The 22,815-nt window shown below is 61.4% G+C and carries 23 protein-coding genes and 1 other RNA gene; 11 read left to right on the plus strand and 13 right to left on the minus strand.

Features of this window, described 5'->3' with window-relative positions; translation table 11 throughout:
- Positions 1-24: 24 nt before the first annotated feature.
- The 5 genes from NTD85_RS13585 to NTD85_RS13605 are packed head-to-tail and all read right to left on the minus strand — an operon-like array spanning position 25 to position 4,836.
- A complete protein-coding gene (locus tag NTD85_RS13585) occupies positions 25-1,242 on the minus strand; it encodes a 2-octaprenyl-3-methyl-6-methoxy-1,4-benzoquinol hydroxylase (protein WP_262142429.1) in 1,218 nt (405 codons plus the stop codon).
- A 9-nt stretch (positions 1,243-1,251) separates the two neighbouring features.
- Positions 1,252-1,737: a DUF4442 domain-containing protein gene (locus NTD85_RS13590; protein WP_103483640.1), complete on the minus strand. Its 486-nt coding sequence runs from the start codon at positions 1,735-1,737 to the stop codon at positions 1,252-1,254.
- Complete coding sequence (ubiH, locus tag NTD85_RS13595) at positions 1,730-2,917, minus strand: 2-octaprenyl-6-methoxyphenyl hydroxylase (protein WP_262142402.1); 1,188 nt, start codon at positions 2,915-2,917, stop codon at positions 1,730-1,732. Before ubiH ends, NTD85_RS13590 begins: the two co-directional genes overlap by 8 nt.
- Positions 2,914-4,248 (minus strand): Xaa-Pro aminopeptidase, encoded by a 1,335-nt coding sequence (gene pepP, locus NTD85_RS13600; protein WP_262142403.1) that lies wholly within the window; start codon positions 4,246-4,248, stop codon positions 2,914-2,916. The genes ubiH and pepP overlap by 4 nt, the downstream gene beginning before the upstream one ends.
- Before the next feature lie 27 nt (positions 4,249-4,275).
- Positions 4,276-4,836 carry a YecA family protein gene (locus NTD85_RS13605; RefSeq protein WP_003229301.1) on the minus strand — a complete coding sequence of 187 codons (561 nt, stop codon included), beginning with the start codon at positions 4,834-4,836 and terminating at the stop codon, positions 4,276-4,278.
- Positions 4,837-4,970: 134 nt separating this feature from the next.
- Between NTD85_RS13605 and NTD85_RS13610 the strand changes: the two genes are divergently transcribed.
- From NTD85_RS13610 to NTD85_RS13625, 4 genes are all read left to right on the plus strand, one after another.
- The gene (locus NTD85_RS13610; RefSeq protein ID WP_103483758.1) at positions 4,971-5,180 is read left to right on the plus strand and encodes a TIGR02449 family protein; all 210 of its coding nucleotides are present in this window, start codon (positions 4,971-4,973) and stop codon (positions 5,178-5,180) included.
- The gene (locus tag NTD85_RS13615) at positions 5,177-5,494 is read left to right on the plus strand and encodes a cell division protein ZapA (protein WP_007967943.1); all 318 of its coding nucleotides are present in this window, start codon (positions 5,177-5,179) and stop codon (positions 5,492-5,494) included. Before NTD85_RS13610 ends, NTD85_RS13615 begins: the two co-directional genes overlap by 4 nt.
- Positions 5,495-5,524: 30 nt before the next feature.
- A non-coding RNA gene (ssrS, locus tag NTD85_RS13620) (6S RNA) lies at positions 5,525-5,703 on the plus strand.
- 80 nt (positions 5,704-5,783) lie between these two features.
- Entirely contained in the window at positions 5,784-6,389 is a 606-nt protein-coding gene (locus NTD85_RS13625; RefSeq protein ID WP_103483643.1) for a 5-formyltetrahydrofolate cyclo-ligase, read from the plus strand.
- Positions 6,390-6,424: 35 nt separating this feature from the next.
- Here the strand turns inward: NTD85_RS13625 and NTD85_RS13630 are convergent, their stop codons facing one another.
- On the minus strand, positions 6,425-6,580 hold the full coding sequence (locus tag NTD85_RS13630; RefSeq protein WP_003229308.1) for a hypothetical protein: 156 nt from the start codon (positions 6,578-6,580) through the stop codon (positions 6,425-6,427).
- A 197-nt stretch (positions 6,581-6,777) separates the two neighbouring features.
- On the opposite strand from NTD85_RS13630, the gene NTD85_RS13635 reads away from it, so the two are divergent.
- The 4 genes from NTD85_RS13635 (at position 6,778) to NTD85_RS13650 (ending at position 12,155) form a co-directional block, all read left to right on the plus strand.
- Complete coding sequence (locus tag NTD85_RS13635; protein ID WP_103483644.1) at positions 6,778-7,227, plus strand: EVE domain-containing protein; 450 nt, start codon at positions 6,778-6,780, stop codon at positions 7,225-7,227.
- 121 nt (positions 7,228-7,348) lie between these two features.
- A complete protein-coding gene (locus tag NTD85_RS13640; RefSeq protein ID WP_262142404.1) occupies positions 7,349-8,314 on the plus strand; it encodes an HlyD family secretion protein in 966 nt (321 codons plus the stop codon).
- Positions 8,311-11,037, plus strand: a complete 2,727-nt coding sequence (rbbA, locus tag NTD85_RS13645) for a ribosome-associated ATPase/putative transporter RbbA (protein ID WP_262142405.1) — start codon at positions 8,311-8,313, stop codon at positions 11,035-11,037. The genes NTD85_RS13640 and rbbA overlap by 4 nt, the downstream gene beginning before the upstream one ends.
- Positions 11,037-12,155, plus strand: coding sequence for an ABC transporter permease (locus NTD85_RS13650; RefSeq protein ID WP_262142406.1), 1,119 nt, complete (start codon positions 11,037-11,039; stop codon positions 12,153-12,155). The genes rbbA and NTD85_RS13650 overlap by 1 nt, the downstream gene beginning before the upstream one ends.
- A gap of 16 nt (positions 12,156-12,171) precedes the next feature.
- On the opposite strand, the gene NTD85_RS13655 is transcribed toward NTD85_RS13650, so the two are convergent.
- Positions 12,172-12,579 carry a flagellar basal body-associated protein FliL gene (locus NTD85_RS13655; protein ID WP_103519715.1) on the minus strand — a complete coding sequence of 136 codons (408 nt, stop codon included), beginning with the start codon at positions 12,577-12,579 and terminating at the stop codon, positions 12,172-12,174.
- 150 nt (positions 12,580-12,729) lie between these two features.
- Here NTD85_RS13655 and NTD85_RS13660 point away from each other — a divergent pair, with 150 nt between their 5' ends.
- Positions 12,730-13,707, plus strand: coding sequence for an NADPH:quinone oxidoreductase family protein (locus NTD85_RS13660; RefSeq protein ID WP_003229317.1), 978 nt, complete (start codon positions 12,730-12,732; stop codon positions 13,705-13,707).
- A gap of 90 nt (positions 13,708-13,797) precedes the next feature.
- Here the strand turns inward: NTD85_RS13660 and NTD85_RS13665 are convergent, their stop codons facing one another.
- Together NTD85_RS13665 and NTD85_RS13670 are read right to left on the minus strand one after the other, a co-directional pair.
- A complete protein-coding gene (locus tag NTD85_RS13665; protein WP_103519716.1) occupies positions 13,798-14,412 on the minus strand; it encodes an energy transducer TonB in 615 nt (204 codons plus the stop codon).
- A 177-nt stretch (positions 14,413-14,589) separates the two neighbouring features.
- Positions 14,590-15,219, minus strand: a complete 630-nt coding sequence (locus tag NTD85_RS13670; RefSeq protein ID WP_262142407.1) for a flagellar basal body-associated protein FliL — start codon at positions 15,217-15,219, stop codon at positions 14,590-14,592.
- Positions 15,220-15,445: 226 nt separating this feature from the next.
- On the opposite strand from NTD85_RS13670, the gene glpT reads away from it, so the two are divergent.
- Positions 15,446-16,795 (plus strand): glycerol-3-phosphate transporter, encoded by a 1,350-nt coding sequence (glpT, locus tag NTD85_RS13675; protein WP_003229323.1) that lies wholly within the window; start codon positions 15,446-15,448, stop codon positions 16,793-16,795.
- Here glpT and NTD85_RS13680 read toward each other — a convergent pair.
- Entirely contained in the window at positions 16,771-17,439 is a 669-nt protein-coding gene (locus tag NTD85_RS13680) for a gamma-glutamylcyclotransferase (RefSeq protein WP_045122668.1), read from the minus strand. The genes glpT and NTD85_RS13680 overlap by 25 nt on opposite strands.
- A gap of 354 nt (positions 17,440-17,793) precedes the next feature.
- Here NTD85_RS13680 and NTD85_RS13685 point away from each other — a divergent pair, with 354 nt between their 5' ends.
- Complete coding sequence (locus tag NTD85_RS13685) at positions 17,794-18,270, plus strand: hypothetical protein (protein ID WP_003229327.1); 477 nt, start codon at positions 17,794-17,796, stop codon at positions 18,268-18,270.
- Between the two features lie 23 nt (positions 18,271-18,293).
- On the opposite strand, the gene NTD85_RS13690 is transcribed toward NTD85_RS13685, so the two are convergent.
- The 3 genes from NTD85_RS13690 to NTD85_RS13700 all read right to left on the minus strand — a co-directional run bounded on the left by NTD85_RS13690 (position 18,294) and on the right by NTD85_RS13700 (position 22,764).
- Complete coding sequence (locus tag NTD85_RS13690) at positions 18,294-19,262, minus strand: CDP-6-deoxy-delta-3,4-glucoseen reductase (protein WP_262142408.1); 969 nt, start codon at positions 19,260-19,262, stop codon at positions 18,294-18,296.
- Positions 19,262-20,728: a 4-hydroxy-3-polyprenylbenzoate decarboxylase gene (gene ubiD / locus NTD85_RS13695; protein ID WP_003229330.1), complete on the minus strand. Its 1,467-nt coding sequence runs from the start codon at positions 20,726-20,728 to the stop codon at positions 19,262-19,264. The genes NTD85_RS13690 and ubiD overlap by 1 nt, the downstream gene beginning before the upstream one ends.
- An 80-nt stretch (positions 20,729-20,808) precedes the next feature.
- Complete coding sequence (locus NTD85_RS13700) at positions 20,809-22,764, minus strand: acyltransferase family protein (RefSeq protein WP_262142409.1); 1,956 nt, start codon at positions 22,762-22,764, stop codon at positions 20,809-20,811.
- Between the last annotated feature and the right edge of the window lie 51 nt (positions 22,765-22,815).

Genomic DNA, 22,815 nt, shown 5'->3' on the forward strand with positions numbered 1-22,815 from the left:
GGGGCCATCAGCCTCAAACAGATCTCAGGGTTTGGCCAGTACCGGCAGATCCCCGGTCAACCCCAGCGCCTCACGCACAAACAACGCCTTCGCTTCGGGCATCTGCTCCACCAGCTTCAACCCGGCGTTGCGCAACCAGCGCAGCGGCAGCGGATCGGCCTGGAACAAGCGCTCGAAGCCCTCCATCGCCGCCATCAATGCCAGGTTGTGCGGCATGCGCCGACGCTCGTAACGACTCAGCACTTTCACGTCCGCCAGCCGTTCGCCGCGTTCCGCGGCCTGCAACAGCACTTCAGCCAGCACCGCCGCATCGAGGAAACCAAGGTTCACACCCTGCCCGGCCAACGGGTGAATGGTGTGCGCCGCGTCGCCGATCAGTGCCAGGCCTTCGGCCACGTAACGTTTGGCGTGGCGTTGACGCAACGGCACGCACAGGCGCGGATCAGCGCTGATCACCTCGCCCAGGCAGCCTTCGAACGCCCGCTCCAGTTCACGGCAGAACGCGGTTTCATCCAGCGCCATAAGGCGTTCGGCTTCACTCGGGGTGGTCGACCAGACAATCGAGCACCAGTCCTGCTGCCCGTCACGCTCCAGCGGCAGAAACGCCAGCGGCCCGTGATCGGTGAAGCGCTGCCACGCGGTCATCCGGTGTGGCTTGCTGCTGCGCACACTGGTGACGATGGCGTGGTGCAAGTAATCCCACTCGCGGGTGGCGACGCCGGTCAGGCGGCGCACCGCCGAGTTGGCGCCGTCCGCGGCAATCACCAGCGGCGCACGCAACTGGCGACCATCGGCCAGGGTCAGCAGCCAGTCGTCGCCGGAGCGGCGCATCTGCTCCAGCCGTGCGTTGGCCAGCATGCCCAGATCGCAATCGTGCAAACGATCGAGCAAGGCATCCTGCACCACGCGGTTTTCGACGATATGACCGAGCACTTCGGCATGCACACTGCTCGCCGAGAAATGAATCTGCCCGGTGCCGCTGCCGTCCCACACGTGCATGTCGGTGTACGGGCTGCTGCGACGTTTGGCGATGCCGTCCCAGACGCCGAGGCGTTCGAGAATCCGCTGGCTGGCCGCCGACAGCGCGCTGACCCGCGGCTCGAACGGCGCGTCGGCATCGAACGGTTTGACGCTCAGCGGGCTGCCGTCGAGCAGCAGCACTTCCAGGCCGCTGTCCTGCAACGCCAACGCAAGGGCGCTGCCGACCATTCCGGCTCCGACAATCAGCAGATCTGCGCGCATTTCCATGCTTTAAGCCTGTCTCGCTTGCGGCTTGAGCCGCACGTAAAGGGTTTTTCCGACTCGCGCCACGAGGTTGCCGGCGCCGTCATGAATGTCGACCTGCAATTGCGGCAGGTATTTCTCGCCACTGGCGGTCTGCCGGCGGATCTCGTCGAGCAGGGTGTCGTCGATGTTGAACCGGGCAAACACCGGGCCCTTGCCGGGGGCGATGAAATCGATGTCGGCCGCTTTGTCCCAGACGATGTAACGCGGCCCGAGGTTCTCCATCAGCATCAGCATGTAGAACGGATCGACCATCGAGTACAGGCTGCCGCCAAACTGGGTGCCGACGTAATTGCGGTTGTACCAGCCCAGCCCCATCGACACCTGAACGTCGCGAAAATCATCGCTGATGTGCCGCACCCGCACCCCGGAGCCGAGGTACGGTGGGTAAAAGGTCATCACCCAGCGCATCAAGCGCGCCTTGCCGAACGAACGGCTCAACCACTCAAGCATCCGGCCGCGTCCCCAGCCCCATGGCCTGACGGGCGAACCAGCGTTTGGCCGGCGGCAGCAGATCGAGGCCGAGCAGGCCGATGTTGCGCCCCAGCGAGACCAGCGGCTGGGTGCTGCCGAACAGTCGGGTGACCTGATCGGAGAAGCCCACGGTAAGCTCCTGGTCCAGGCGCTGTCGCTCGCGATACGCCTGCAATGTAGGGAAGTCGCCCAGCGGTTTGTCGCTGGCCAGCAGCGCAGCGGCCAAGGCATCGGCGTCGCGTAGCGACAGGTTGAAACCCTGTCCGGCAATCGGGTGCAGGCTGTGCGCGGCATTGCCCAGCACGGCCAGATGCGAGCGCACCTGCTCCTCGGCCTCGACCAGCGACAACGGATACAGATGCCGCGCACCGACCTGTTTCAAGGTGCCGAGGCGGTAGCCGAACACGCCTTGCAGTTCACTGAGGAATTCGCGTTCGCTCAAATCGGCCAGGCGTTGCGCGTCCATGCCCAGACGGGTCCAGACCAGCGCGCAACGGTTGTCCGGCAGCGGCAGCAAGGCCATCGGGCCTTCGTCGGTGAAACGCTCGAAGGCCATGCCGTTGTGCGCTTCGCTCGGGGTGATATTGGCGATCAGTGCGCTCTGGTTGTAAGGACGCTTGCGCACGTTGATGCCCAGTTGCTCGCGCAGACCGGAGCGACCACCATCGGCGAGCACCGCCAGATCGCACTCAACGGTTGTTTCATCGTTGAGGGTCAGGCGATAGCCGTCGGGCAGCGGCTCCATGCGCGTGACTTCCGCCGGGCAGCGCCAACTGATCACGTCTTTATCCAGATGCTGCCACAGGCATTGGCCGAGCCAGGCGTTTTCCACCACGTAGCCCAAGGCCGGCACGCCCTCTTCCATCGCCGACAGACGAGCGGTGGAAAAGCGACCACGGTCGGAGACGTGAATCTGTTTGATCGGCTCGGCGCGGCGGGAAATGTCCTGCCACACGCCCAGCCGCTGATAGATCTGCCGCGAGCCGAAGGACAGCGCCGACGAACGTGCGTCGTAGCTCGGCTGCCAGCTGTCGCCGGGGGCGAACGGTTCGATCAGGACGATTTTCCAGCCACGCGCCTTGGCCCCGGCCTGCAAGGCCAGCGCCAGGCTGGCGCCGACCAGGCCGCCACCGATGATTGCCAGATTGACTCGACTCATGCCGCGTATGTCCGTGCTTGCGCCATCAGCGCTTCGATTTCGGCGACGGTTTTCGGTACGCCGCTGGTCAATATTTCACAACCGGTCTTGGTCACTACCACGTCATCCTCGATGCGCACGCCAATGCCGCGCCATTTCTTCGCTACGTTCTGGTTGTCCGGGGCGATGTAGATGCCCGGCTCGACGGTCAGCGCCATGCCGACCTCCAGCACCCGCCATTCGCCGCCGACCTTGTACTCGCCAACGTCGTGTACATCCATGCCCAGCCAATGGCCGGCACGGTGCATGTAAAACGCTTTATAGGCTTCGGTCGCGATCAGCTCATCGACCTCGCCTTGCAGGATTCCGAGTTTGACCAGGCCTGCGGTAATGACCCGCACCGTGGCTTCGTGCGCCTGATTCCAGTTTTTGTTCGGGGCGATTTCAGCGAATGCGGCTTCCTGCGAGGCCAGCACCAGTTCGTAAATCGCTTTCTGCTCGGGTGAAAACTTGCCGTTGACCGGCCAGGTGCGGGTGATGTCGCTGGCGTAGCAGTCGATCTCGCAACCGGCGTCGATCAACACCAGATCGCCGTCCTTGAGCAGCGCGTCATTCTGCTGGTAATGCAGGATGCAGCTGTTGCGCCCGGCAGCGACGATCGAACCGTAGGCCGGCATCTTCGCCCCGCCCTTGCGGAATTCGTAATCGAGTTCGGCTTCCAGGCTGTACTCGTAAAGCCCGGGCCGGCTGGCCTGCATCGCGCGGATATGCGCCTGAGCGGAAATCCGTGCGGCTTCGCGCATCACCTTCACTTCTGCCGCCGATTTATACAGGCGCATGTCGTGCAGCAGGTGATCCAGGGCAACGAATTCGTTCGGTGGCTGGGCGCCGAGGTGCGCCTTGGAGCGGATCACGTTGATCCAGTCCATCAGGTGCCGATCGAATTCCGGGTTGCTGCCCATTGCCGAATACACTCGGTCGCGGCCTTCGATCAGGCCCGGGAGGATGTCGTCAATGTCGGTAATCGGGAACGCGTCGTCGGCGCCGTAATCACGGATCGCGCCTTCCTGGCCGGCGCGCAGGCCGTCCCATAACTCGCGTTCGGCATTGCGTTCACGGCAGAACAGCACGTACTCGCCGTGCTCGCGGCCGGGCATCAGGACGATGACCGCCTGTGGCTCGGGAAATCCGCTGAGGTACTGGAAGTCGCTGTCCTGGCGGTAGACGTGCTCGACGTCGCGGTTGCGGATCGCGACCGCGGCGGCGGGCAGGATCGCGATGCTGTTGGGTTCCATCTGCGCCATCAGGGCCTTGCGGCGACGGCTGTATTCCGCTTTGGGGATATGGATCATGGGCAGATGGCTTTCCCTGGCACGCGATTAATGCAGCGACGGCTTGGCGGCTGGCGGCACGTCGGCTTTTTTGGTTTCCGAGAACAGCAGCAGCGGCGCGACGCGCAGGTATTCCATGACTTCCATGTAGTCGCTTTCGCCGTCTTCGGATTCTTCCAGAGCGTCTTGCACCTGAGAGATCGCCGCCAGATCCTGCAGCACTTCGGTGGCTTCGGTACTGAGCATGCTGCTGTCGCGGCAGTTCAGGCCGAAACCGCTGAGGAAGCCCTGGCACCATTGGCCCAGTGCGGCGGCGCGGTCGGCCAGCGGTGCGTCATCGGTTGGCAACAGCAGAACGACGGTGACGTCGCTGCCGGTCAGCTCGCCCTTGACCATCTCTTGCAGGCCGATCAGGGCGTTGCGGACGTTGTCCTGTGGCTCGTTTTCCAGAAGTTCGGCGGCATCGATCAGCCACTCGTCGGCGTTGAAGCCGGCACCGGCGCAGCTGCGGCCGAGCAGCAGGCCATGCAGTTCGGCAGGCGAGACGTTGTGGCCGCTGGAAGTCAGCAGGGTGGCAAAGGCTTGGTACGGGGAATTCGCAATGGTCATGGGCAGCTAGGCGCCAGACGGCGCTATGTCTAGAATGAAGGCCTTGTATCCTACATCGACAGACTCGCCAAGACTATTAAAGGCTGTCCGCCAGCCAGGCGCCTGCCGCCCATCAGATGAATTCAGTGGACACAATGGAAGACACCGACCTGCAAGCGCTGATGGCCAGACTCGAGAAGCTGATTACCCGAGTCGAGCAACTAAAGAGTCAAAACGCACTCTTACTAGCTCAGGAAAAGACCTGGCGCGAGGAACGCGCTCACCTCATTGAAAAAAACGAAATCGCCCGGCGTAAGGTCGAATCGATGATTTCGCGCCTCAAGGCCCTGGAGCAAGACTCATGAGTTCAAGCAATAGCGTTACCGTGCAGATCCTCGACAAAGAATATTCGATCATCTGCCCCCAGGAAGAACGCAGCAATCTGGTCAGCGCCGCCCGCTACCTGGACGGCAAGATGCGCGAGATCCGCAGCAGCGGCAAAGTCATCGGCGCCGACCGTATTGCGGTGATGGCCGCGCTGAATATCACCCACGACCTCTTGCACAAAGAAGAGCGCCCGGACATCCAGGCCAGCGGCTCGACTCGTGAACAGGTGCGCGACTTGCTCGATCGTGTCGATCTGGTGCTGGCCGACGATCCGGACATCAGCAAGGGCTGATTCGCCAGGCCGCTTGAGGTATACTCGCCGCACTCCCTGGGGTGCTTGCCAGTTGACGATGTCCCTGAGCCGATTCGCACTACCCTGGAAGTTGCACGTTGGGCTGGTGTGCATGTCCGCCAGACGGAAAGCCTTAAAGTCTACTGCATCTTCCACCTTGAACTTTCGGGTTCAAGGGCTAAGTTGACAGCGGTTCATCCGGGGAGCCTGATTCGAATCCGATGCCGGTTTTTGCCGGCATCGGATTTTTTATGCGTGCGTTTTCGCCCTCACCTGCCGAAGCCGAACCATGACCGAACCTGCGCTGCTGCCCCGCCCGCAACTCCGCCGCCTGCTGCGCAAGGCGCGCCGTGCACTGACTCCCGGTGAACAACGGCAGGCCGCCAAAGGCTTGTTCCGGCAACTGGCGCAAGACCCGCACTTTCGCCGGGCCAGACACATCTCTCTGTACCTGCCCACCGATGGCGAAATCGATCCGCGCCTGCTGCTGCGCGAAGCCCAGCGTCGCGGCAAGGCCACCTACCTGCCGGTGCTCAGCGCCTGGCCGCGCACCAAAATGGTGTTCCAGCGGATTCGCCCCGGCGAAAAGCTCAAGCCCAACCGCTTCCGCATTCTCGAACCACGAGCCAATCTGGCCCATCAGCGCAAGATCTGGACCCTGGATCTGGTGTTGTTGCCACTGGTGGGGTTTGACGATGCTGGCGGACGCCTGGGGATGGGCGGCGGTTTCTACGACCGCAGTCTGGCGTACCTGGCCCGGCGCAAAAACTGGCGCAAGCCGACGTTGCTGGGCCTGGCCCATGAATGTCAGAAGGTCGAACGCCTGGCGCAGGCCAGCTGGGATGTACCGTTGCAAGGCACGGTCACCGATAAGGCGTGGTATTTCGCGGGATAGACGCCGCGCAGATCAGCGGCGTCGGGAAGGCAGTTTCAGCGCTTGAAGGCGGTCGACTGTTGGACCTGTTGCGCGACTTCAACCGGAGCATCGGTCTTGCTCGTCCACAGACTTTGCGCGTAACCGGTGGTCACGACGCCAAGGCCGAACAAAATAACCAAAGTCCATAGCAAATCCGGTTTGCGTTTCATCGATTGCCCCCCTCAAGGCACATCATCACGATGACAGCAGCGGTTTCCATTCGTAGGCCGTGCAGCAGCGTCAAGCTTTAAAGGCCGGCATTTTGCGACAACGTGAACCTCGGCGCAAACGCTGACGTCAACCGACCGTCGGTTTGTCATAAAATTGCCCGACAACCTGCCCAATGACCGCTTGAGGAGCAAAAGACATGGCCTATTGGCTGATGAAATCCGAGCCCGACGAACTCTCGATCAAAGATCTGGAGAAACTCGGCAAAGCGCGCTGGGACGGGGTTCGCAACTATCAGGCGCGCAATTTCCTGCGGGCGATGGCGGTCGGCGATGAGTTCTTTTTCTACCACTCCAGTTGTCCGGAGCCGGGTATCGCCGGAATCGGCAAAATAATCGAAGCGGCGTACCCGGATCCCACCGCACTGGAACCCGAGAGCCATTACTTCGACCCGAAGGCCACACCCGATAAAAACGCCTGGACTGCGATTGATGTTGCGCATGTCGAGACGTTTGCCCGGGTGCTGAAGCTCGATTATCTGAAACAGCAGACCGCCCTGGCTGAAATGCCGTTGGTGCAAAAAGGCAGTCGTCTATCGGTCATGCCGGTGACAGCCGAACAGTGGGCCGCCGTGCTCGGCTTGCGCTGAGAACTTGCCGGTCACGGTTTTTAGCGACAAAAGGGGCTAGGCTTGACGCTCATTTGACTGACATCAAGCGAACGGAACGCTTGAACAGTCAGACTGCAAGTCACTGCCGCAGGATGCCCCCATGTCGACGCACAGCCGTTCTTCACTTCTATACGCCGGTTCGCTCCTGGTGTTACTCGCCGCCGCTGGCGGATTGGGTTACTGGATGTCCATCAGCAGCCGCCTGGTCGAAGGGCTGTCGATGGGCAACGGGAGGCTGGAAGCCACCGAAGTGCAGATCGCCAGCAAGACTCCCGGGCGCCTCGCCGAGGTGCTTGTGGATGAAGGCGACAAGGTCAGTAAAGGGCAACTGCTGGCGCGCATGGACACCCGAACCCTCGAAGCCCAGCGCAATCAGGCCGAAGCCGAAGTGTTGCGCGCCCGGGAAAATCTCAACGCCGCTCAGGCCAATGTGCAATTGCGCCAGAGTGAGCTGTTGCTGGCCCAGCAAGAGCTCGGGCGTTCGCAATCACTGTTCAAGCACGGTTATGTCAGCGCGCAAATCATCGATCAACTGCAGTCACGTCTTGGCACCGGTAATGCCGCCGTTGTCGCCGCCCGGGCCCAGGTGTCTGCTGTCAGTGCGGCGATTGGCGCGGCACAGGCTCAAGTCGCGCAGTTGACCAGCGAAATTGACGACAGCAGTCTGCGCGCGCCGATTGATGGCGTGATCCAGCTGCGCATGGCCGAGCCCGGCGAAGTGCTGGGGGCCGGGGGCCGGGTCTTGCTGCTGATCGATCCCAACGACCAGTACATGAACCTCTATCTGTCAGCCGCGGTGGCCGGACGCCTGGCGGTGGGCGACGAGGCGCGAGTGCTGCTCGATGCCTTGCCCGATAAACCGCTGCCGGCAAAAATCAGTTTCGTCACGGCCAAATCGCAGTTCACCCCCAAAGAGGTCGAGACCCGCGACGAGCGGCAAAAACTGGTGTTCCGCGTCAAGCTGCGCCTGGTCCAGCCCAGCGCCGTGCCGCAGGCCAAACCCGGCATGCCCGGCGCCGGCTACGTGCGGATCGCGCCCGTCGAATGGCCGGCCAATCTGCAATGAGCGGCCTTGCGGTTCAAGCGAACGGTATCGCCCACCGCTACGGCAAACAGCAAGCGCTGAGCGACATCGCCTTCAGCCTGCCCGCCGGCACCCGCTGCGGACTGATCGGCCCCGATGGCGCCGGCAAATCCAGTCTGCTGGGGTTGATTGCCGGCGTGAAGACCTTACAGCAAGGGCAACTGGAGGTGCTCGGTGGCGCGATCGAGGATCGCCGGCATCGCGACACACTCTATGCGCGCATCGCCTTCATGCCGCAGGGGCTGGGCGGCAACTTGTACCCCGAGCTGTCGATCCGCGAAAACATCCAGTTCTTTTCGACGTTGTTCGGCCTGTCCAAGGCTGAAAGCGAGCAACGCATGCATAGCCTGCTGCTCGCCACGGATCTGCTGAAGTTCGCCGAGCGCCCCGCCGGCAAGTTGTCCGGCGGCATGAAGCAGAAACTCGGGCTGTGCTGCGCGCTGATCCATGAACCGGATCTGCTGATCCTCGATGAGCCTACCACCGGCGTCGACCCGCTCTCGCGCCGGCGCTTCTGGGAGTTGGTCGACGATGTGCGACGCCAGCGCCCGCAACTGACGCTGCTGGTTGCCACGGCCTATATGGAAGAAGCCGAGCAGTTCGAGCATTGCCTGATGCTCGACGCCGGCAAGTTGATCGCCACCGGCCTGAGTCGTGAGCTGGCGACCGTCACCTCCAGCGGCAAGCTCGACGACGCCTTCACTCATTTTCAGGGTGACAGCCATCACGACGCTCAGCCGCTGGTGATTCCACCGCGCAGCGGCAACAGCAGCGACATCGCCATCGAAGCCCACGATCTGACGCTGCGCTTCGGCGATTTCACCGCTGTGGATCACGTCAGTTTTGCCATTGGGCGTGGCGAAATTTTCGGCTTTCTTGGCTCCAACGGCTGCGGCAAGACCACCACCATGAAAGTCCTGACCGGGTTGATGCCGGCCAGCGAAGGCAGTGCAACGCTGCTCGGCAACCCGGTGAACGCCAAGGATCTGGCCACGCGCAAGCGGGTAGGCTTCATGTCGCAGAGTTTTTCGCTGTATGGCGAACTGAGTGTGCGGCAGAACCTCGAGCTGCACGCGCGGCTGTTCGATCTGCCAAAAACCGAGAGTGCACAACGCATCGAGGCATTGATTCAGCGCTTCAATCTGCTTGCGGTCGCCGACCAGCCTTCCGGGGCGTTGCCATTGGGACTGCGCCAACGTCTGTCACTGGCGGTGGCGGTGCTGCACCGCCCGGAAGTGCTGATCCTCGATGAGCCGACTTCCGGCGTCGATCCGGCGGCTCGCGATGACTTCTGGCGACTGTTGATCGAGTTGTCCCGCGAGCAAGGCGTGACGATCTTCCTCTCCACGCACTTCATGAACGAAGCGCAGCGCTGCGACCGCATCTCGCTGATGCACGCCGGCAAGGTCCTCGCCTGCGACACCCCGGCGGCGCTGCAACGCCAGTTTGCGGGAGAGACGCTGGAAGCGGCCTTCGTCACCTGCCTGGAACAGGCTCAGGGTGCTCAGGCATCAGCGCCTGTGACCGAGCCGCAAATGGCGCCGCCAAGCGCTGCGACAACACCAGTGCCCCAGCACGGTTTCAGCCTCGGTCGCCTGTTGGCCGTGGCCAGTCGCGAAGGCAAGGAGCTGCTGCGCGACAAAGTGCGCATGGCATTTGCCCTGGCCGGGGCGATTTTCATGATGGTGATCTTCGGTTACGGCATCTCGCTGGACGTGGAAAACCTCGCGTTCGCCGTGTACGACCAGGATCAGACACCGCAAAGCCGAGCTTATCTGGAGGCGTTTCGCGGCTCCCGGTACTTCGACGAACAGCCGGCCATTCATGACCCGCAGGAACTGCACCGGCGCCTGCAACGCTCGGAAATCAAACTGGCGCTGGAGATTCCCCCCGGATTCGGCCGCGATCTGTACGCCGGGCGCCAACCCGCCGTGGCGGCGTGGCTGGATGGCGGCATGCCGTTTCGCGCCGAAACCAGCCGTAACTATGTTGAAGCCGTGCACCTGGGCAATCTGCAACAGCTGGCCGAGCAGAGCAGCCCCGCGCTGGCCCACCCGGCGGCCGCTAGTCTGGAAACCCGCTTTCGCTACAACCAGGACGTGGTCAGCGTCAACGCCATCGGCCCCGGGGTCATGGCGCTGATCCTCGCCTTCATTCCGGCGATGCTCACGGCGCTGGGCATCGTCCGCGAAAAGGAGCTGGGGTCGATCACCAATTTCTACGCCACGCCCCTGACCCGTCTGGAGTTTCTGCTGGGCAAACAGGCGCCGTACCTGCTGGTCAGTCTGGTCAACCTCGCAGTGCTGGTGGCGATGAATCGCTGGCTGTTCGGCGTGCCGTTCAAGGGCAGCCTACTGACGCTGGCATTCGGCGGACTGCTGTATGTGTTGGCCACCACCAGCATGGGCCTGCTGATTTCGGCATTCACCCGCACACAAATCGCCGCGATCCTCGGCACCATGATCATCACCAGCCTGCCGACCATCCAGTTCTCCGGATTGATCGTGCCGCGCTCTTCACTGGAAGGTGCGGCAGCAGTGATGGGCATGCTGTTTCCGGCGGGGCACTTCCTCGACATTGCGGTGGGCACGTTCACCAAAGCACTGGATCTGCGTCAGCTGTGGCCGCAGTGCCTGGCGCTGTTCGGGTTCTTTGTCGGATTCACCGGGCTGAGCCTGATCATGCTGAAAAAGCAGGAGGCCTGATGCACAAGTTCGCGCACATCCTGCGCCTGGGACTCAAGGAACTGACCAGCCTGCGCCATGACAGCGTGTTGCTGCTGTTTCTGTTCTACGCTTTCACCGTGGCGATCTACATGCCCGCCGCCGGTTCGGTGATCGGCGTGCACAACGCCAGCGTGGCCATCGTCGACGAAGACCACAGCGCCCTCTCACGCCAATTGGCCCAGGCCCTGCAGCCGCCGGAATTCCAGACGCCGGTGCTGCTGCCTTATGCGCAACTGGATCAGGTCATGGACAGCGGTCAGTACACCTTCGTGATCAATATTCCGGCGGGCTTTCAAACCGACTTGCTCGCCGCGCGGCAACCGGCGATTCAGGTCAACGTCGATGCCACAGCCATGAGCCAAGCGTTCATGGGCGCCGGCTACATCGGCCGGATCTTCCAGCGCGAATTGCTCGACTATGCCGGTCAGGGCAACGCAGCGGCCAAGGCGCCCGTGCAACTGACTACTCGCGCCCTGTTCAACACCAATCTGGAGGGTGGCTGGTTTCTGGCGGTGATTCAGATCGTCAACAACATCACCATTCTGGCGATCATCCTCACCGGCACGGCGCTGCTGCGCGAACGCGAACACGGCACGCTCGACCATTTACTGGTGCTGCCGCTGACGGCGCTGGAAATCATGCTGGCGAAAATCTGGAGCAACCTGCTGGTGGTGGTGCTGTGCACCTGGCTGTCGCTGGAGGTGGTGGTCAAAGGCGCGTTGGGCGTGCCGTTGGCCGGCTCGATGAGCCTGTTTTTGCTGGTGACTGCGGTTTATCTGTTTGCCAGTACCGCGCTGGGCATTTTTCTGGCGACGCTGGCGCGTTCGACGCCGCAGTTCGGTCTGCTGGCGATTCCGGTGATCATCCCGATGTTGCTGCTGTCCGGCGGCAGCACGCCATTGGACAGCATGCCGCAGTGGCTGCAATGGGTCATGCAGGGCTCGCCGTCCACACACTTTGTCAGCCTCAGCGCCGCGATTCTGTTTCGCGATGCCGGGCTGAGCGTGGTCTGGCCGGACTTGCTGGCGCTGACGGCTATCGGCCTGCTGTTCTTCGTCATCGCGTTGGCGCGCTTTCGCAAAAGCCTGGCGTCCTGAACAGCGGCCAGCGTGGTTACTGAATGATCAAGTTGTTGAACAACAGATCTTCAACCACTGGCTTGCCGGTCTCGTCATTCATCACTTGCTGAGTCTGCTTCAAGGCTTCCTGACGCAGCTTCTCCTTGCCTTCGATGCTGCCCATCGCCTCGGTCGTCTGCTGGGTGAACAGCGCCACCAGTTGATTGCGGATCAGCGGCTCGTTGGCCTTGACCAGTTTGGTCGCCTCGTCGCCGGTCACACGCAGCGCCACGTCGGCCTTGTAGACCTTGAGCTTGGGCGTGCCGTCCAGCCCGTAGTTACCCACGAACGGCGGGTTCAGGGTGATGTAGTTGACCTTCGGCGCCTCGCCTTCTTTGGCTTCTTCGGCCAGCGCTGCCACAGGCAGAGACAGGGCCAGCAACAACATGATCCACGCTTTCACAATTCGCTCCTTATCCGGTTTGCGGCCTAGCATAACGACCCGCCGCGCAAGCACAAGCTTATGGCTGACTATCAGGGTCGGGCATGCTCGTTGACCCGTTGACTGACACACCTACACTTATCGGCCATCACTCCCAAAGGAATAGCCCTGATGAAAGCCGTGCTGTGCAAAGCCTTCGGCCCTGCCGAATCGCTGGTGCTGGAAGACGTCGCCAGTCCTGTCGCGAAGAAGAACGAAATCCTGCTGGAGGTGCACGCCGCCGGGGTCAACTTCCCGGACACGCTGATCATCGAGGGCAAGTATCAGTTCAAGCCGCCCTTCCCGTTTTCTCCGGGGGGCGAAGCGGCCGGCGTGGTCAGCGCCGTCGGTGAGAAAGTCAGCCATCTGAAAGTCGGCGACCGGGTCATGGCCCTGACCGGCTGGGGCAGCTTCGCCGAACAGGTCGCGGTGCCGGGCTACAACGTGCTGCCGATCCCGACGTCGATGGATTTCAATACCGCTGCGGCGTTCAGCATGACCTACGGCACTTCGATGCACGCCCTCAAGCAGCGCGCGAACCTGCAACCGGGCGAGACCCTGCTAGTGCTCGGCGCTTCCGGCGGCGTCGGTCTGGCGGCGGTGGAAATCGGCAAAGCCATGGGCGCCCGGGTGATTGCCGCCGCCAGCAGCGCGGAAAAACTCGCCGTGGCCAAGGCCGCCGGCGCCGATGAACTGATCAACTACAGCGAAACCAGCCTCAAGGACGAAATCAAACGCCTCACCGATGGCCAGGGCGCCGACGTGATCTATGACCCGGTCGGCGGCGACCTGTTTGACCAGGCCATCCGCGCCATCGCCTGGAACGGCCGCCTGCTGGTGGTCGGCTTCGCCAGCGGGCGCATCCCCGAACTGCCAGTCAACCTCGCCCTGCTCAAGGGCGCGGCAGTGGTCGGCGTGTTCTGGGGCTCCTTCGCCCAGCGCCAGCCGCAGGACAACGCGGCGAACTTCCAGCAGTTGTTCAGCTGGTTCGCCGAGGGCAAGTTGAAACCGCTGGTGTCGCAGGTGTATCCGCTGAGCAACGCGGCGCAGGCGATCAATGATCTGGGGCAACGCAAGGCTGTGGGCAAGGTGGTGGTGCAGGTGCGCTGAGTTTTTCAGGCCGGTGACTTCCCGCAACCGGCTTGAGCCGCGCACAGCAGCGACGCAGCGTCACCCTCAACGGCGCTGCGTCGCCACCTGTCAAAGCAAATCACGAACCTCCCCCGGCAGAAAACTCATGTATCTACGCGTAGGGTTTTCCCGGCAGCCCCTGACGATCATCGGTACGCGCCGGTTCATCTCGGCGATGATCGCCAGTCGCTGCTCATAGGCCAACTGACTCTTGTGGATCACGTTCGAAATGTACGCACGGGTGTAGTCGAACACCTTCGCGTCAACCAACGCGTGCTCTGGCATGTTTCTGAAACCGCCATTGATGACGTGACACTTAACTGACTTCAGCCACTGATTGATGTCGATCGGCTGATCCAGATCCAGGCGAAAGACTATCGGCGCAACGACCGACTGCTCCGCCGGCCGCTCTCCCGCTACCGTCCAGGGTTTGAATCGCCACTGTGTTACCGCATCTTTAACCAACTCAGCCAGGTCGGGATGAGCACTTTGCACAATGTTGATCCCGCTGACCGAACCATCCGCCTTGACGATGAAGCTGACCCTGACCTCGCCTTCGACCCCGGCTCTGGACAACACCTTGGGGTAAATCGGCATGGGATTGTTTTCGGGTATGAGCAACCCTTCCGCTGCCAGCGCGAGGCTGAAGATCATCAATAAAAGCCCAGCAAAAAACCATCGCATGATCCCGCCCCTTCCCTAGTGAAATGCCTGTTCGGCAACTACAGAAAGGTTACGGAGCAAGGTCCTTTAACTGAATGGCGCAGCTTCGCTTTGCGATGCAGGACATTTCCTGATCTCGGTGGGAATTCTGGCGAGCCCCCTGCGCAAAGGGCTTCAGGTACATTTTCTGACGGACGTTTAGCCGCCGTTTGCACCAGCGAGGTCGCCCGGCAACAGGTGTTCCTGCACTTTATGGCTGCGAGACGGGATCAGTCGCCCGTTCTCATCGAAGCGCAGGACGATCAGCCAGTCGAATACATCATCCGGCCATTTTTCCTGTCCCATCAGCGCTGTCGCGTCGCCGCCGAACGCCTTGATCAGCTTATTGATATGGCCGTGATGCCAGGCGATCAGCACTGTCGGCGCCTGATTGCTCTTGCGCAACAACCCGACCAGTTGATGGAGATCGCCATTGACGTAGGGCTGCTCGATCGGCAGTTTCAAACGCTCGGACAGCGGCGTCAGCGTCAGGCGCGAGCGCGAACTCTCCGGGGTGTCGCCGGCAGCGATCAAGCGCTGGGGGATGAGCGTCTGGCCGTCGAGTTTCAGCGGATTGAAATAGTCGACGTAGGCGGCCGCACGCTGTTCGCCGCGGGCATTGAGTACCGATCCCGCATCCGGCTTTTCCGCGTGCCGAATGATCAGCACCGTGGTGTTGCGCAGACCGGAATGGGCCGGATGATCGGTGACGATCAAGAGCAGCATGACAACGGCGATTCCAGCCGCCACCAAAAATCTCGGCACCAACATGCGAACCTTCAGTGACATTTCTTATCTCGGCTGATCAATCGGCTGAACGGGCCGCGAGTCTAAGTCACCCAATGTTGATAAGGGGTGAAAACGCCCTGTTCTTACAGCTGAGCGACAGGTTCGTAAAAGAACGTGCGACTTCCAACATTTTCCGCTGTTTTGCCGATGCGAACCGGTGCTATTTTCGGTAACGAAACTGTAACATTCGCATCCGCAGTCAAAACAAGAAATCTGGAGCTCTTGAATGTTTGCTTTCTTTCGACCTGCCGCACATCAGGCTCCATTGCCTGAAGAAAAAATAGACAGTACTTACCGACGCCTGCGCTGGCAGATCTTCGCCGGTATCTTCTTTGGTTACGCCGGTTACTACCTGCTGCGCAAAAACTTCTCGCTGGCCATGCCGTACCTGATCGACGAAGGCTACAGCCGTGGCGATCTGGGTCTGGCGATGTCGGCCATCGCCATTGCCTACGGCCTGTCCAAGTTCCTGATGGGCCTGGTCTCCGACCGTTCCAACCCGCGCTACTTCCTGCCGTTCGGTCTGCTGGTGTCGGCGGGAGTGATGTTCATTTTCGGTTTCGCGCCGTGGGCGACGTCCAGCGTGACCATGATGTTCATCCTGCTGTTCATCAACGGCTGGGCCCAGGGCATGGGCTGGCCGCCGAGCGGTCGCACCATGGTGCACTGGTGGTCGCAGAAGGAACGTGGCGGCGTGGTTTCGGTATGGAACGTGGCGCATAACGTCGGCGGCGGCCTGATCGGCCCGCTGTTCCTGATCGGCATGGGCCTGTTCAATGACTGGCACGCAGCCTTCTACGTTCCGGCAGCGGTGGCGCTGGGCGTGGCGGTGTTTGCCTTCATCACCATGCGCGACACCCCGCAATCGGTCGGCCTGCCGCCGATCGAAAAGTACAAGAACGACTACCCGGAAGGCTACGACGCCAGCCACGAAGACGAATTCAGTGCCAAGGAAATCTTCGTCAAATACGTGCTGCGCAACAAAATGCTCTGGTACATCGCCATGGCCAACGTCTTCGTCTACCTGCTGCGTTACGGCGTACTGGACTGGGCGCCGACCTACCTGAAAGAAGCCAAGCACTTCGACGTCGACAAGACTTCGTGGGCCTACTTCTTCTACGAATGGGCGGGCATTCCGGGCACGCTGCTGTGCGGCTGGATGTCGGACAAGATCTTCCGTGGCAACCGTGGCCTGACCGGCATGGTGTTCATGGCGCTGGTGACCGTTGCGACCCTGGTTTACTGGCTGAATCCGGCCGGCAACCCGACCGTGGACATGATCGCGCTGTTCTCCATCGGCTTCCTGATCTACGGCCCGGTGATGCTGATCGGCCTGCAGGCGCTGGAACTGGCACCGAAGAAAGCCGCCGGTACGGCAGCGGGCTTTACCGGTCTGTTCGGCTATCTGGGTGGTTCGGTCGCGGCAAGTGCGGCGATGGGCTACACCGTTGACCACTTCGGCTGGGACGGTGGTTTCGTGCTGCTGGTGGGCGCTTGCCTGCTGTCGATGGCCTTCCTGGCGCCGACGCTATGGCACAAACAAGTCGCCAGTCAGAGTCGTGAAGCCGTCGCCTGATCGGCTTTTGACTGACAGCGCTTGAGCCGCGCCTCCAGATTTCGATCCGGCATGGCGTGGCTGCGCAGGGCGTGGGCGGTCTGCTCGACATAATCGCGAGTGGTGCCGTAGCGCCCGCAAGCGCTTTCGAACACCTGACTCAGCACATGATCCGGCAAGTTGCCGGCATAGCTGGGCAGGTGTCGCTCCAAAACAAACCCCAACGCCTGAACCTGGCTACCGTCCTCAAGACGGCAGTTGAGCCAGTGTGGGCGATAGGACGGGAACGGCATCTCGCGTTTCCACAGCGCGTACAGCGCAGCGTCGAGATTCTCTTCCGGGAGCCGATAGGCGAAGCCGCTGCACGAACCGCCGCGATCCAGACCGAACACCAGCCCGGGCATTTCCGGCGTCCCACGGTGCTCGTGCGACCACAGATACAAACCGCGATGATAGCCATGCACTCGCCCGCGCACCCGCTCCACCGCCGAACATTCCGGGCGCCAGATCAGCGACCCGTAGGCGAACAGCCACACCGGCCCGCCCTTGTGGCGCGCCATGGTCGATTGCATGGAAGCGAGAAGTTGTTCGTGAGTGAGCTGCGGCCCCAGATCGAGCCGCGGAGGATAAGCCAGATTCAGAAAAGCAGATTCTATGGCTGTCATGACGGAAGTGTTCGGCCCCGCAAGTATTACAAGATGTAAGCGCAATTCGTTCGATAGAACATATAGCAGTAAATCTAAAACGAAAAGTGCTAAAGGATGTATGACCTGCTCGATAGCGCTAAATCGGGTGTATCAGTCAACGCTATGCGGTTTTATATAGCCTAATACCATTGCCGAAATATCTTAAATACCCGAATGAAATATGCATAAGCCTTCGCTTGTTCAGGATTGGTTCAAGAAAGCGCAGGAATCTTCCTACTAAACTGTCGGACTTTCTGTCTTTCCCGTCGCTGAACGCCTACGTATAACGGCCTTCCTCTGGCGCAAGCCATCCCGTTTAACCGAGGCTGCACAATGAAGAAACCAAGGCTTTTGGCCGCATTGCTATTGATTCAAACCGACCAGGCGCTGGCCGAGGATGACACTCAAAAAGACCAGGGCTTCTGGTATGCACAGACCAGTGTCTATACCCGACATTATTCGCCCGACCCCGAACACAATAATCATCAGGACTTGATCGGCATCGAACGCAATCAGGCTTCCGGCTGGGTATTTGGCGGGGCAACTTTCCGTAACTCGTTCCGCCAGCGATCGAATTACGCCTATGCCGGCAAACGCTATGACAGCAGCGAGTATCCGGTGTATCTGAAAGTCACGGGTGGGCTGTTGCAGGGCTATCGCGGTGATTACAAGGACAAGATTCCGTTGAACCGCTACGGCGTTGCGCCGGTGATCATTCCGTCCGTCGGCACTCACTACGGCCCATTGGCCGCCGAGCTGGTGTTTCTCGGCGCCAATGCAGCGATGGTGACGACCGGCGTGCGTTTCTAGGGGCGCGGCTCAATTTGCACGGATCAGGATCGAGGCGCGTAGGCAAATACGTCGGCGCGCATCTGGTGTGCATCCATGCCGGCTTCAACTAACGCATCCAGCGTGCCGTAGACCATCGCCGGCGAGCCGCTGGCGTAGACGTGCAGGGGCTTCAGATCGGCGAAGTCTTCACACACGGCCTGGTGCAACATCCCGCAGCGCCCTTCCCAACCGCACTGGTCGCTGACGACTTTGTGCAGGAACAGATTGGGCAGCTTCAGCCATTCGTCCCAATGCTCGATCTCGTAGAAATCTTCCGGACGGCGTACACCCCAATACAGATGCACCGGGTGTTTGAAGCCGTTGGCACGGCAGTGTTCGATCAGGCTGTGGATCTGGCCCATGCCGGTACCGGCGGCGATCAGCACCAGCGGCCCGTCGGGCAATTCGGCGAGGTGAGTGTCACCGAACGGCAACTCGACGCGCACCAGCGGGTTGCGCTGCAGTTGCTCGATCAGACTCAGGGCACTGGCTTCGCGGGCCAGTACGTGGATTTCCAGGTCGCGCCCGCCGTGGGGCGCCGAGGCCATGGAGAACGCCGACTTCTCGCCGCTCTCACGCTCGATCATCAGGTACTGCCCGGCGTGATAACGCGGCGGCTTGCCGGCCGGCGCCCGCAGACGCACGCGCCAGGTGTCGCCGCCGACGTCCCGGCATTCGATGACCTGACACGACAGGCTGCGCACCGGCAGTTCTCCCAGCGCGAGCACGCCATCCCACAGCAGGACGCAGTCTTCCAGCGGCTCGGCTATGCAAGTGTAGAACTCGCCGTGGTCATGCACCTTGCCGGCCTGCTCGACCCGGCCTTCCACCAGCAGCGCCGCACATACGTGGCAATTGCCGTTACGGCAGCTTTGCGGGCATTCATAGCCCAGGCGCCGCGCACCATCGAGAATCCGCTCGCCGGGCCGTATCTCAAGCACCGCTCCGGAGGGCTGCAGGGTTACACGCATCAATCTATTCCTAACTGATTCCAGATGGCATCGATCCGCTGGGTGACGGCGTCGTCCTTGACGATTACGCGGCCCCACTCGCGAGTGGTTTCGCCCGGCCACTTGTGGGTGGCATCCAGGCCCATTTTCGAGCCCAGGCCGGACACCGGCGAGGCGAAGTCGAGGTAGTCGATCGGCGTGTTGTCGATCATCACCGTGTCGCGCTTGGGATCCATGCGCGTGGTGATGGCCCAGATCACGTCGTTCCAGTCCCGGGCGTTGATATCGTCGTCAGTGACGATAACGAACTTGGTGTACATGAACTGTCGCAAAAACGACCAGACACCGAGCATCACGCGCTTGGCATGCCCCGGATACGACTTCTTCATCGTTACCACGGCCATGCGGTACGAGCAGCCTTCGGGCGGCAGGTAGAAGTCGGTGATTTCCGGAAACTGCTTCTGCAGGATCGGCACGAACACTTCGTTCAGCGCCACGCCGAGAATCGCCGGCTCATCCGGCGGACGACCGGTGTAGGTGCTGTGGTAGATCGGCTTGATCCGGTGAGTGATGCGTTCGACGGTGAACACCGGGAAGCTGTCGACTTCGTTGTAGTACCCGGTGTGGTCGCCGTACGGGCCTTCGTCGGCCATTTCGCCCGGATGGATCACGCCTTCGAGGATGATCTCGGCAGTGGCCGGCACTTGCAGGTCGTTGCCACGGCATTTGACCAATTCGGTGCGGTTACCGCGCAACAGACCGGCGAAAGCGTATTCGGAGAGGCTGTCCGGCACCGGCGTCACAGCACCGAGAATGGTCGCCGGGTCTGCACCCAGCGCCACGGACACCGGGAACGGCTGACCCGGGTGCTTCTCGCACCACTCACGGAAGTCCAGCGCACCGCCACGGTGGCTGAGCCAGCGCATGATCACCTTGTTGCGGCCGATCACTTGCTGACGGTAGATACCGAGGTTCTGGCGGTCCTTGTTCGGGCCTTTGGTGACGGTCAGGCCCCAGGTGATCAGCGGGCCGACGTCGCCAGGCCAGCAGGTCTGCACCGGCAGCATCGCCAGGTCGACGTCGTCGCCTTCGATGACCACTTCCTGGCACACCGCGTCTTTGACGACTTTCGGCGCCATCGAAATGATCTTGCGGAAGATCGGCAGTTTCGACCACGCGTCCTTCAGGCCCTTCGGCGGCTCCGGCTCCTTGAGGAAGGCCAGCAGCTTGCCGATCTCGCGCAGCTCGCTGACCGACTCGGCGCCCATGCCCATGGCCACCCGCTCAGGAGTGCCGAACAGGTTGCCGAGCACCGGAATGTCGTAACCAGTCGGTTTCTCGAACAGCAGCGCCGGGCCCTTGGCCCGCAGTGTGCGGTCGCACACCTCGGTCATCTCCAGCACCGGCGAGACGGGAATCTGGATGCGTTTCAACTCTCCGCGCTGCTCAAGCTGCTGCACGAAATCCCGAAGATCCTTGAATTTCATTGACGATGGCACCCTCAAAATAGGCGTACATCCTACCTGCTCTGACGGGCAAACAGCAGCCCGTCAGTGCCCGGCATCGCTCAATTCTGGCTAGCGCCCAGCAGCATTGGCGCAAATAACGGGCTCAATCGGGCGCTGCCGACATCCGACAGGTGATCCTCGTCCCGGTACTGCGAGTGACCGTTGACTTCAATGCTGCAAACGCCGTTCGCGCACATCATCGGCGTCGGGTCGATCACATGCACGCCCGGGTCAGCGGCGCTCATGGCGTCGAACAGCGTGCTGATGAAATGCTGTCGCGCCAGATGTTCTTCCAGCGGGCGACCGAGGCCCTCGGCCGAACGCCCGATCCGCGCCAGGCTGGTGAGGCGGTTGATGCTGCCTTTGCGTTGCAGCGGCACATCCTTGAACAGCCAGACTTGCACCCCGGCCTCTCGCAACGCGGCCACGCGCGCCTTGAGCCCGGCAGCCATGCGTTGTTCGGCTTCGGCGGTATTGTCCCGGGGGTTGAGCAAAACCTTTTTGTCGCCGTCTTCGCGACCATACATGTACAGGCTCCAGTTGGACGCCAGCACCACATCCTTGATCCCGAGGCTGCGCACTTTTTCCATGGTGTGGACGTTGAAGTCTTTGCACCGTTGACGCTGGTCATCGGCGATAATCGGCGAGCAGGCGCTCATGCTGAACAACCAGACAGGGCGGCCTTCGTGACGTGCATTGCTATCGATGGCCGGCAGCAGCGCAGCGGCGTGACTGTCACCCCAAACCATTTGAGTGGCCGGTACATCCTGATTGTCACCAAGCAGACAGGCCTTGTCCGGCACCGTGTCCTGGGTGACCAACATGCATTTCATCTGCCCGTTCCGCCATTCGCGGGACTGTGCATATTCCAGGGCCTTGCCGGTCAACCGCTGCGGAACACCGTCAGACTCGCGGATCATCGTGCCTGTCGTCGCCAGTACCACGATGGCAGCGACAGCCCCGGTCAACACCGCCTTACGGCTGGCGAGCAGACGCTTCTCCCGGAACGGCAACTCGACATAGCGCAGGCTCAGCCACGCCAGGCCCAGCGACAGGGCAATCCAGCCCAGCGCCTCCAGCGGCTGAATACCGTCGATGGAAATGGCGTTGGCGTAGACATAGACCGGCCAGTGCCACAGGTACAGCGAGTAAGAGAGCAAACCGACCCAGACCAGCGCACGCAGACTCAACAGGCGCGCCGTCCAGCTCGGCCCTTGCGCACCCGACCAGATCAGCGCCGTGGTGCCCAGGACCGGCAACAGCGCGGCCCAGCCCGGGAACACGGTGGACTTGTCGAACGTGAACACCGCGACCAGCACCGCCGCCAGACCGGCGAGTCCCACCCCTTGGTAAACCCAGCCACGCACGGCCTGCCTTGGCGGCGGGATCACTGCCAGCATGGCGCCACAGAGCAGTTCCCAGGCCCGGGTTGGCAGTGAAAAGAAGGTGAATTCCGGCTTGTACCCGATGTGATGAATATTCAGGCCGAACGACAACAGCAGCACGGCGAACAACATCCAGCGCCAATGACGGGCATAACGAATCAGGGCTGCCATCAGCAACGGGAAGAATATGTAGTACTGCTCCTCCACCGCCAGCGACCAGGTATGCAGCAGCGGCTTCAGATCGGAGGCAGGCTGAAAGTAGCCGTCCTCGCGCATGAACAGAATGTTGGAGATGAACAGCGACTGATAGCGCACCGTTCGTCCCAGTTCGGCAAAGTCTTTGGCTGTCAGCAGCAGCCAGCCGAACGCCAGCGTGACCAGCATCACCACGGTCAGGGCAGGAATGATGCGGCGGGCACGGCGCGCCCAGAAATCAACGAAGCTGAAACGCTGTGCACTGATTTCACGGAACAGGATGGTGGTGATCAGGAAGCCGGAGATGACGAAGAACACATCAACGCCGACAAAGCCGCCACTGAATGTATTGAATCCGAAATGAAAAAGTACGACGGGAATAACCGCCAGTGCCCGTAATCCGTCGATATCACGGCGATTGCCAAACGTGTGCATGAAAGCCCTTTCTCGTTTTTCGGATACAAAGTCCAAGGAAAGGGCGAAAGT

This window comes from Pseudomonas sp. 13B_3.2_Bac1 (assembly GCF_025466205.1).
In the GTDB taxonomy this organism is placed as follows: domain Bacteria; phylum Pseudomonadota; class Gammaproteobacteria; order Pseudomonadales; family Pseudomonadaceae; genus Aquipseudomonas; species Aquipseudomonas fluorescens_H.

Bases quoted from the DNA above. Each gene is read 5' to 3' on its own strand.
- NTD85_RS13585 (WP_262142429.1), bottom strand. From the start codon at position 1,242: ATGCGCGCAGATCTGCTGATTGTCGGAGCCGGAATGGTCGGCAGCGCC.
- NTD85_RS13590 (WP_103483640.1), bottom strand. From the start codon at position 1,737: ATGCTTGAGTGGTTGAGCCGTTCGTTCGGCAAGGCGCGCTTGATGCGC.
- ubiH (WP_262142402.1), bottom strand. From the start codon at position 2,917: ATGAGTCGAGTCAATCTGGCAATCATCGGTGGCGGCCTGGTCGGCGCC.
- pepP (WP_262142403.1), bottom strand. From the start codon at position 4,248: ATGATCCATATCCCCAAAGCGGAATACAGCCGTCGCCGCAAGGCCCTG.
- NTD85_RS13605 (WP_003229301.1), bottom strand. From the start codon at position 4,836: ATGACCATTGCGAATTCCCCGTACCAAGCCTTTGCCACCCTGCTGACT.
- NTD85_RS13610 (WP_103483758.1), top strand. From the start codon at position 4,971: ATGGAAGACACCGACCTGCAAGCGCTGATGGCCAGACTCGAGAAGCTG.
- NTD85_RS13615 (WP_007967943.1), top strand. From the start codon at position 5,177: ATGAGTTCAAGCAATAGCGTTACCGTGCAGATCCTCGACAAAGAATAT.
- NTD85_RS13625 (WP_103483643.1), top strand. From the start codon at position 5,784: ATGACCGAACCTGCGCTGCTGCCCCGCCCGCAACTCCGCCGCCTGCTG.
- NTD85_RS13630 (WP_003229308.1), bottom strand. From the start codon at position 6,580: ATGAAACGCAAACCGGATTTGCTATGGACTTTGGTTATTTTGTTCGGC.
- NTD85_RS13635 (WP_103483644.1), top strand. From the start codon at position 6,778: ATGGCCTATTGGCTGATGAAATCCGAGCCCGACGAACTCTCGATCAAA.
- NTD85_RS13640 (WP_262142404.1), top strand. From the start codon at position 7,349: ATGTCGACGCACAGCCGTTCTTCACTTCTATACGCCGGTTCGCTCCTG.
- rbbA (WP_262142405.1), top strand. From the start codon at position 8,311: ATGAGCGGCCTTGCGGTTCAAGCGAACGGTATCGCCCACCGCTACGGC.
- NTD85_RS13650 (WP_262142406.1), top strand. From the start codon at position 11,037: ATGCACAAGTTCGCGCACATCCTGCGCCTGGGACTCAAGGAACTGACC.
- NTD85_RS13660 (WP_003229317.1), top strand. From the start codon at position 12,730: ATGAAAGCCGTGCTGTGCAAAGCCTTCGGCCCTGCCGAATCGCTGGTG.
- NTD85_RS13665 (WP_103519716.1), bottom strand. From the start codon at position 14,412: ATGCGATGGTTTTTTGCTGGGCTTTTATTGATGATCTTCAGCCTCGCG.
- NTD85_RS13670 (WP_262142407.1), bottom strand. From the start codon at position 15,219: ATGTCACTGAAGGTTCGCATGTTGGTGCCGAGATTTTTGGTGGCGGCT.
- glpT (WP_003229323.1), top strand. From the start codon at position 15,446: ATGTTTGCTTTCTTTCGACCTGCCGCACATCAGGCTCCATTGCCTGAA.
- NTD85_RS13680 (WP_045122668.1), bottom strand. From the start codon at position 17,439: ATGACAGCCATAGAATCTGCTTTTCTGAATCTGGCTTATCCTCCGCGG.
- NTD85_RS13685 (WP_003229327.1), top strand. From the start codon at position 17,794: ATGAAGAAACCAAGGCTTTTGGCCGCATTGCTATTGATTCAAACCGAC.
- NTD85_RS13690 (WP_262142408.1), bottom strand. From the start codon at position 19,262: ATGCGTGTAACCCTGCAGCCCTCCGGAGCGGTGCTTGAGATACGGCCC.
- ubiD (WP_003229330.1), bottom strand. From the start codon at position 20,728: ATGAAATTCAAGGATCTTCGGGATTTCGTGCAGCAGCTTGAGCAGCGC.
- NTD85_RS13700 (WP_262142409.1), bottom strand. From the start codon at position 22,764: ATGCACACGTTTGGCAATCGCCGTGATATCGACGGATTACGGGCACTG.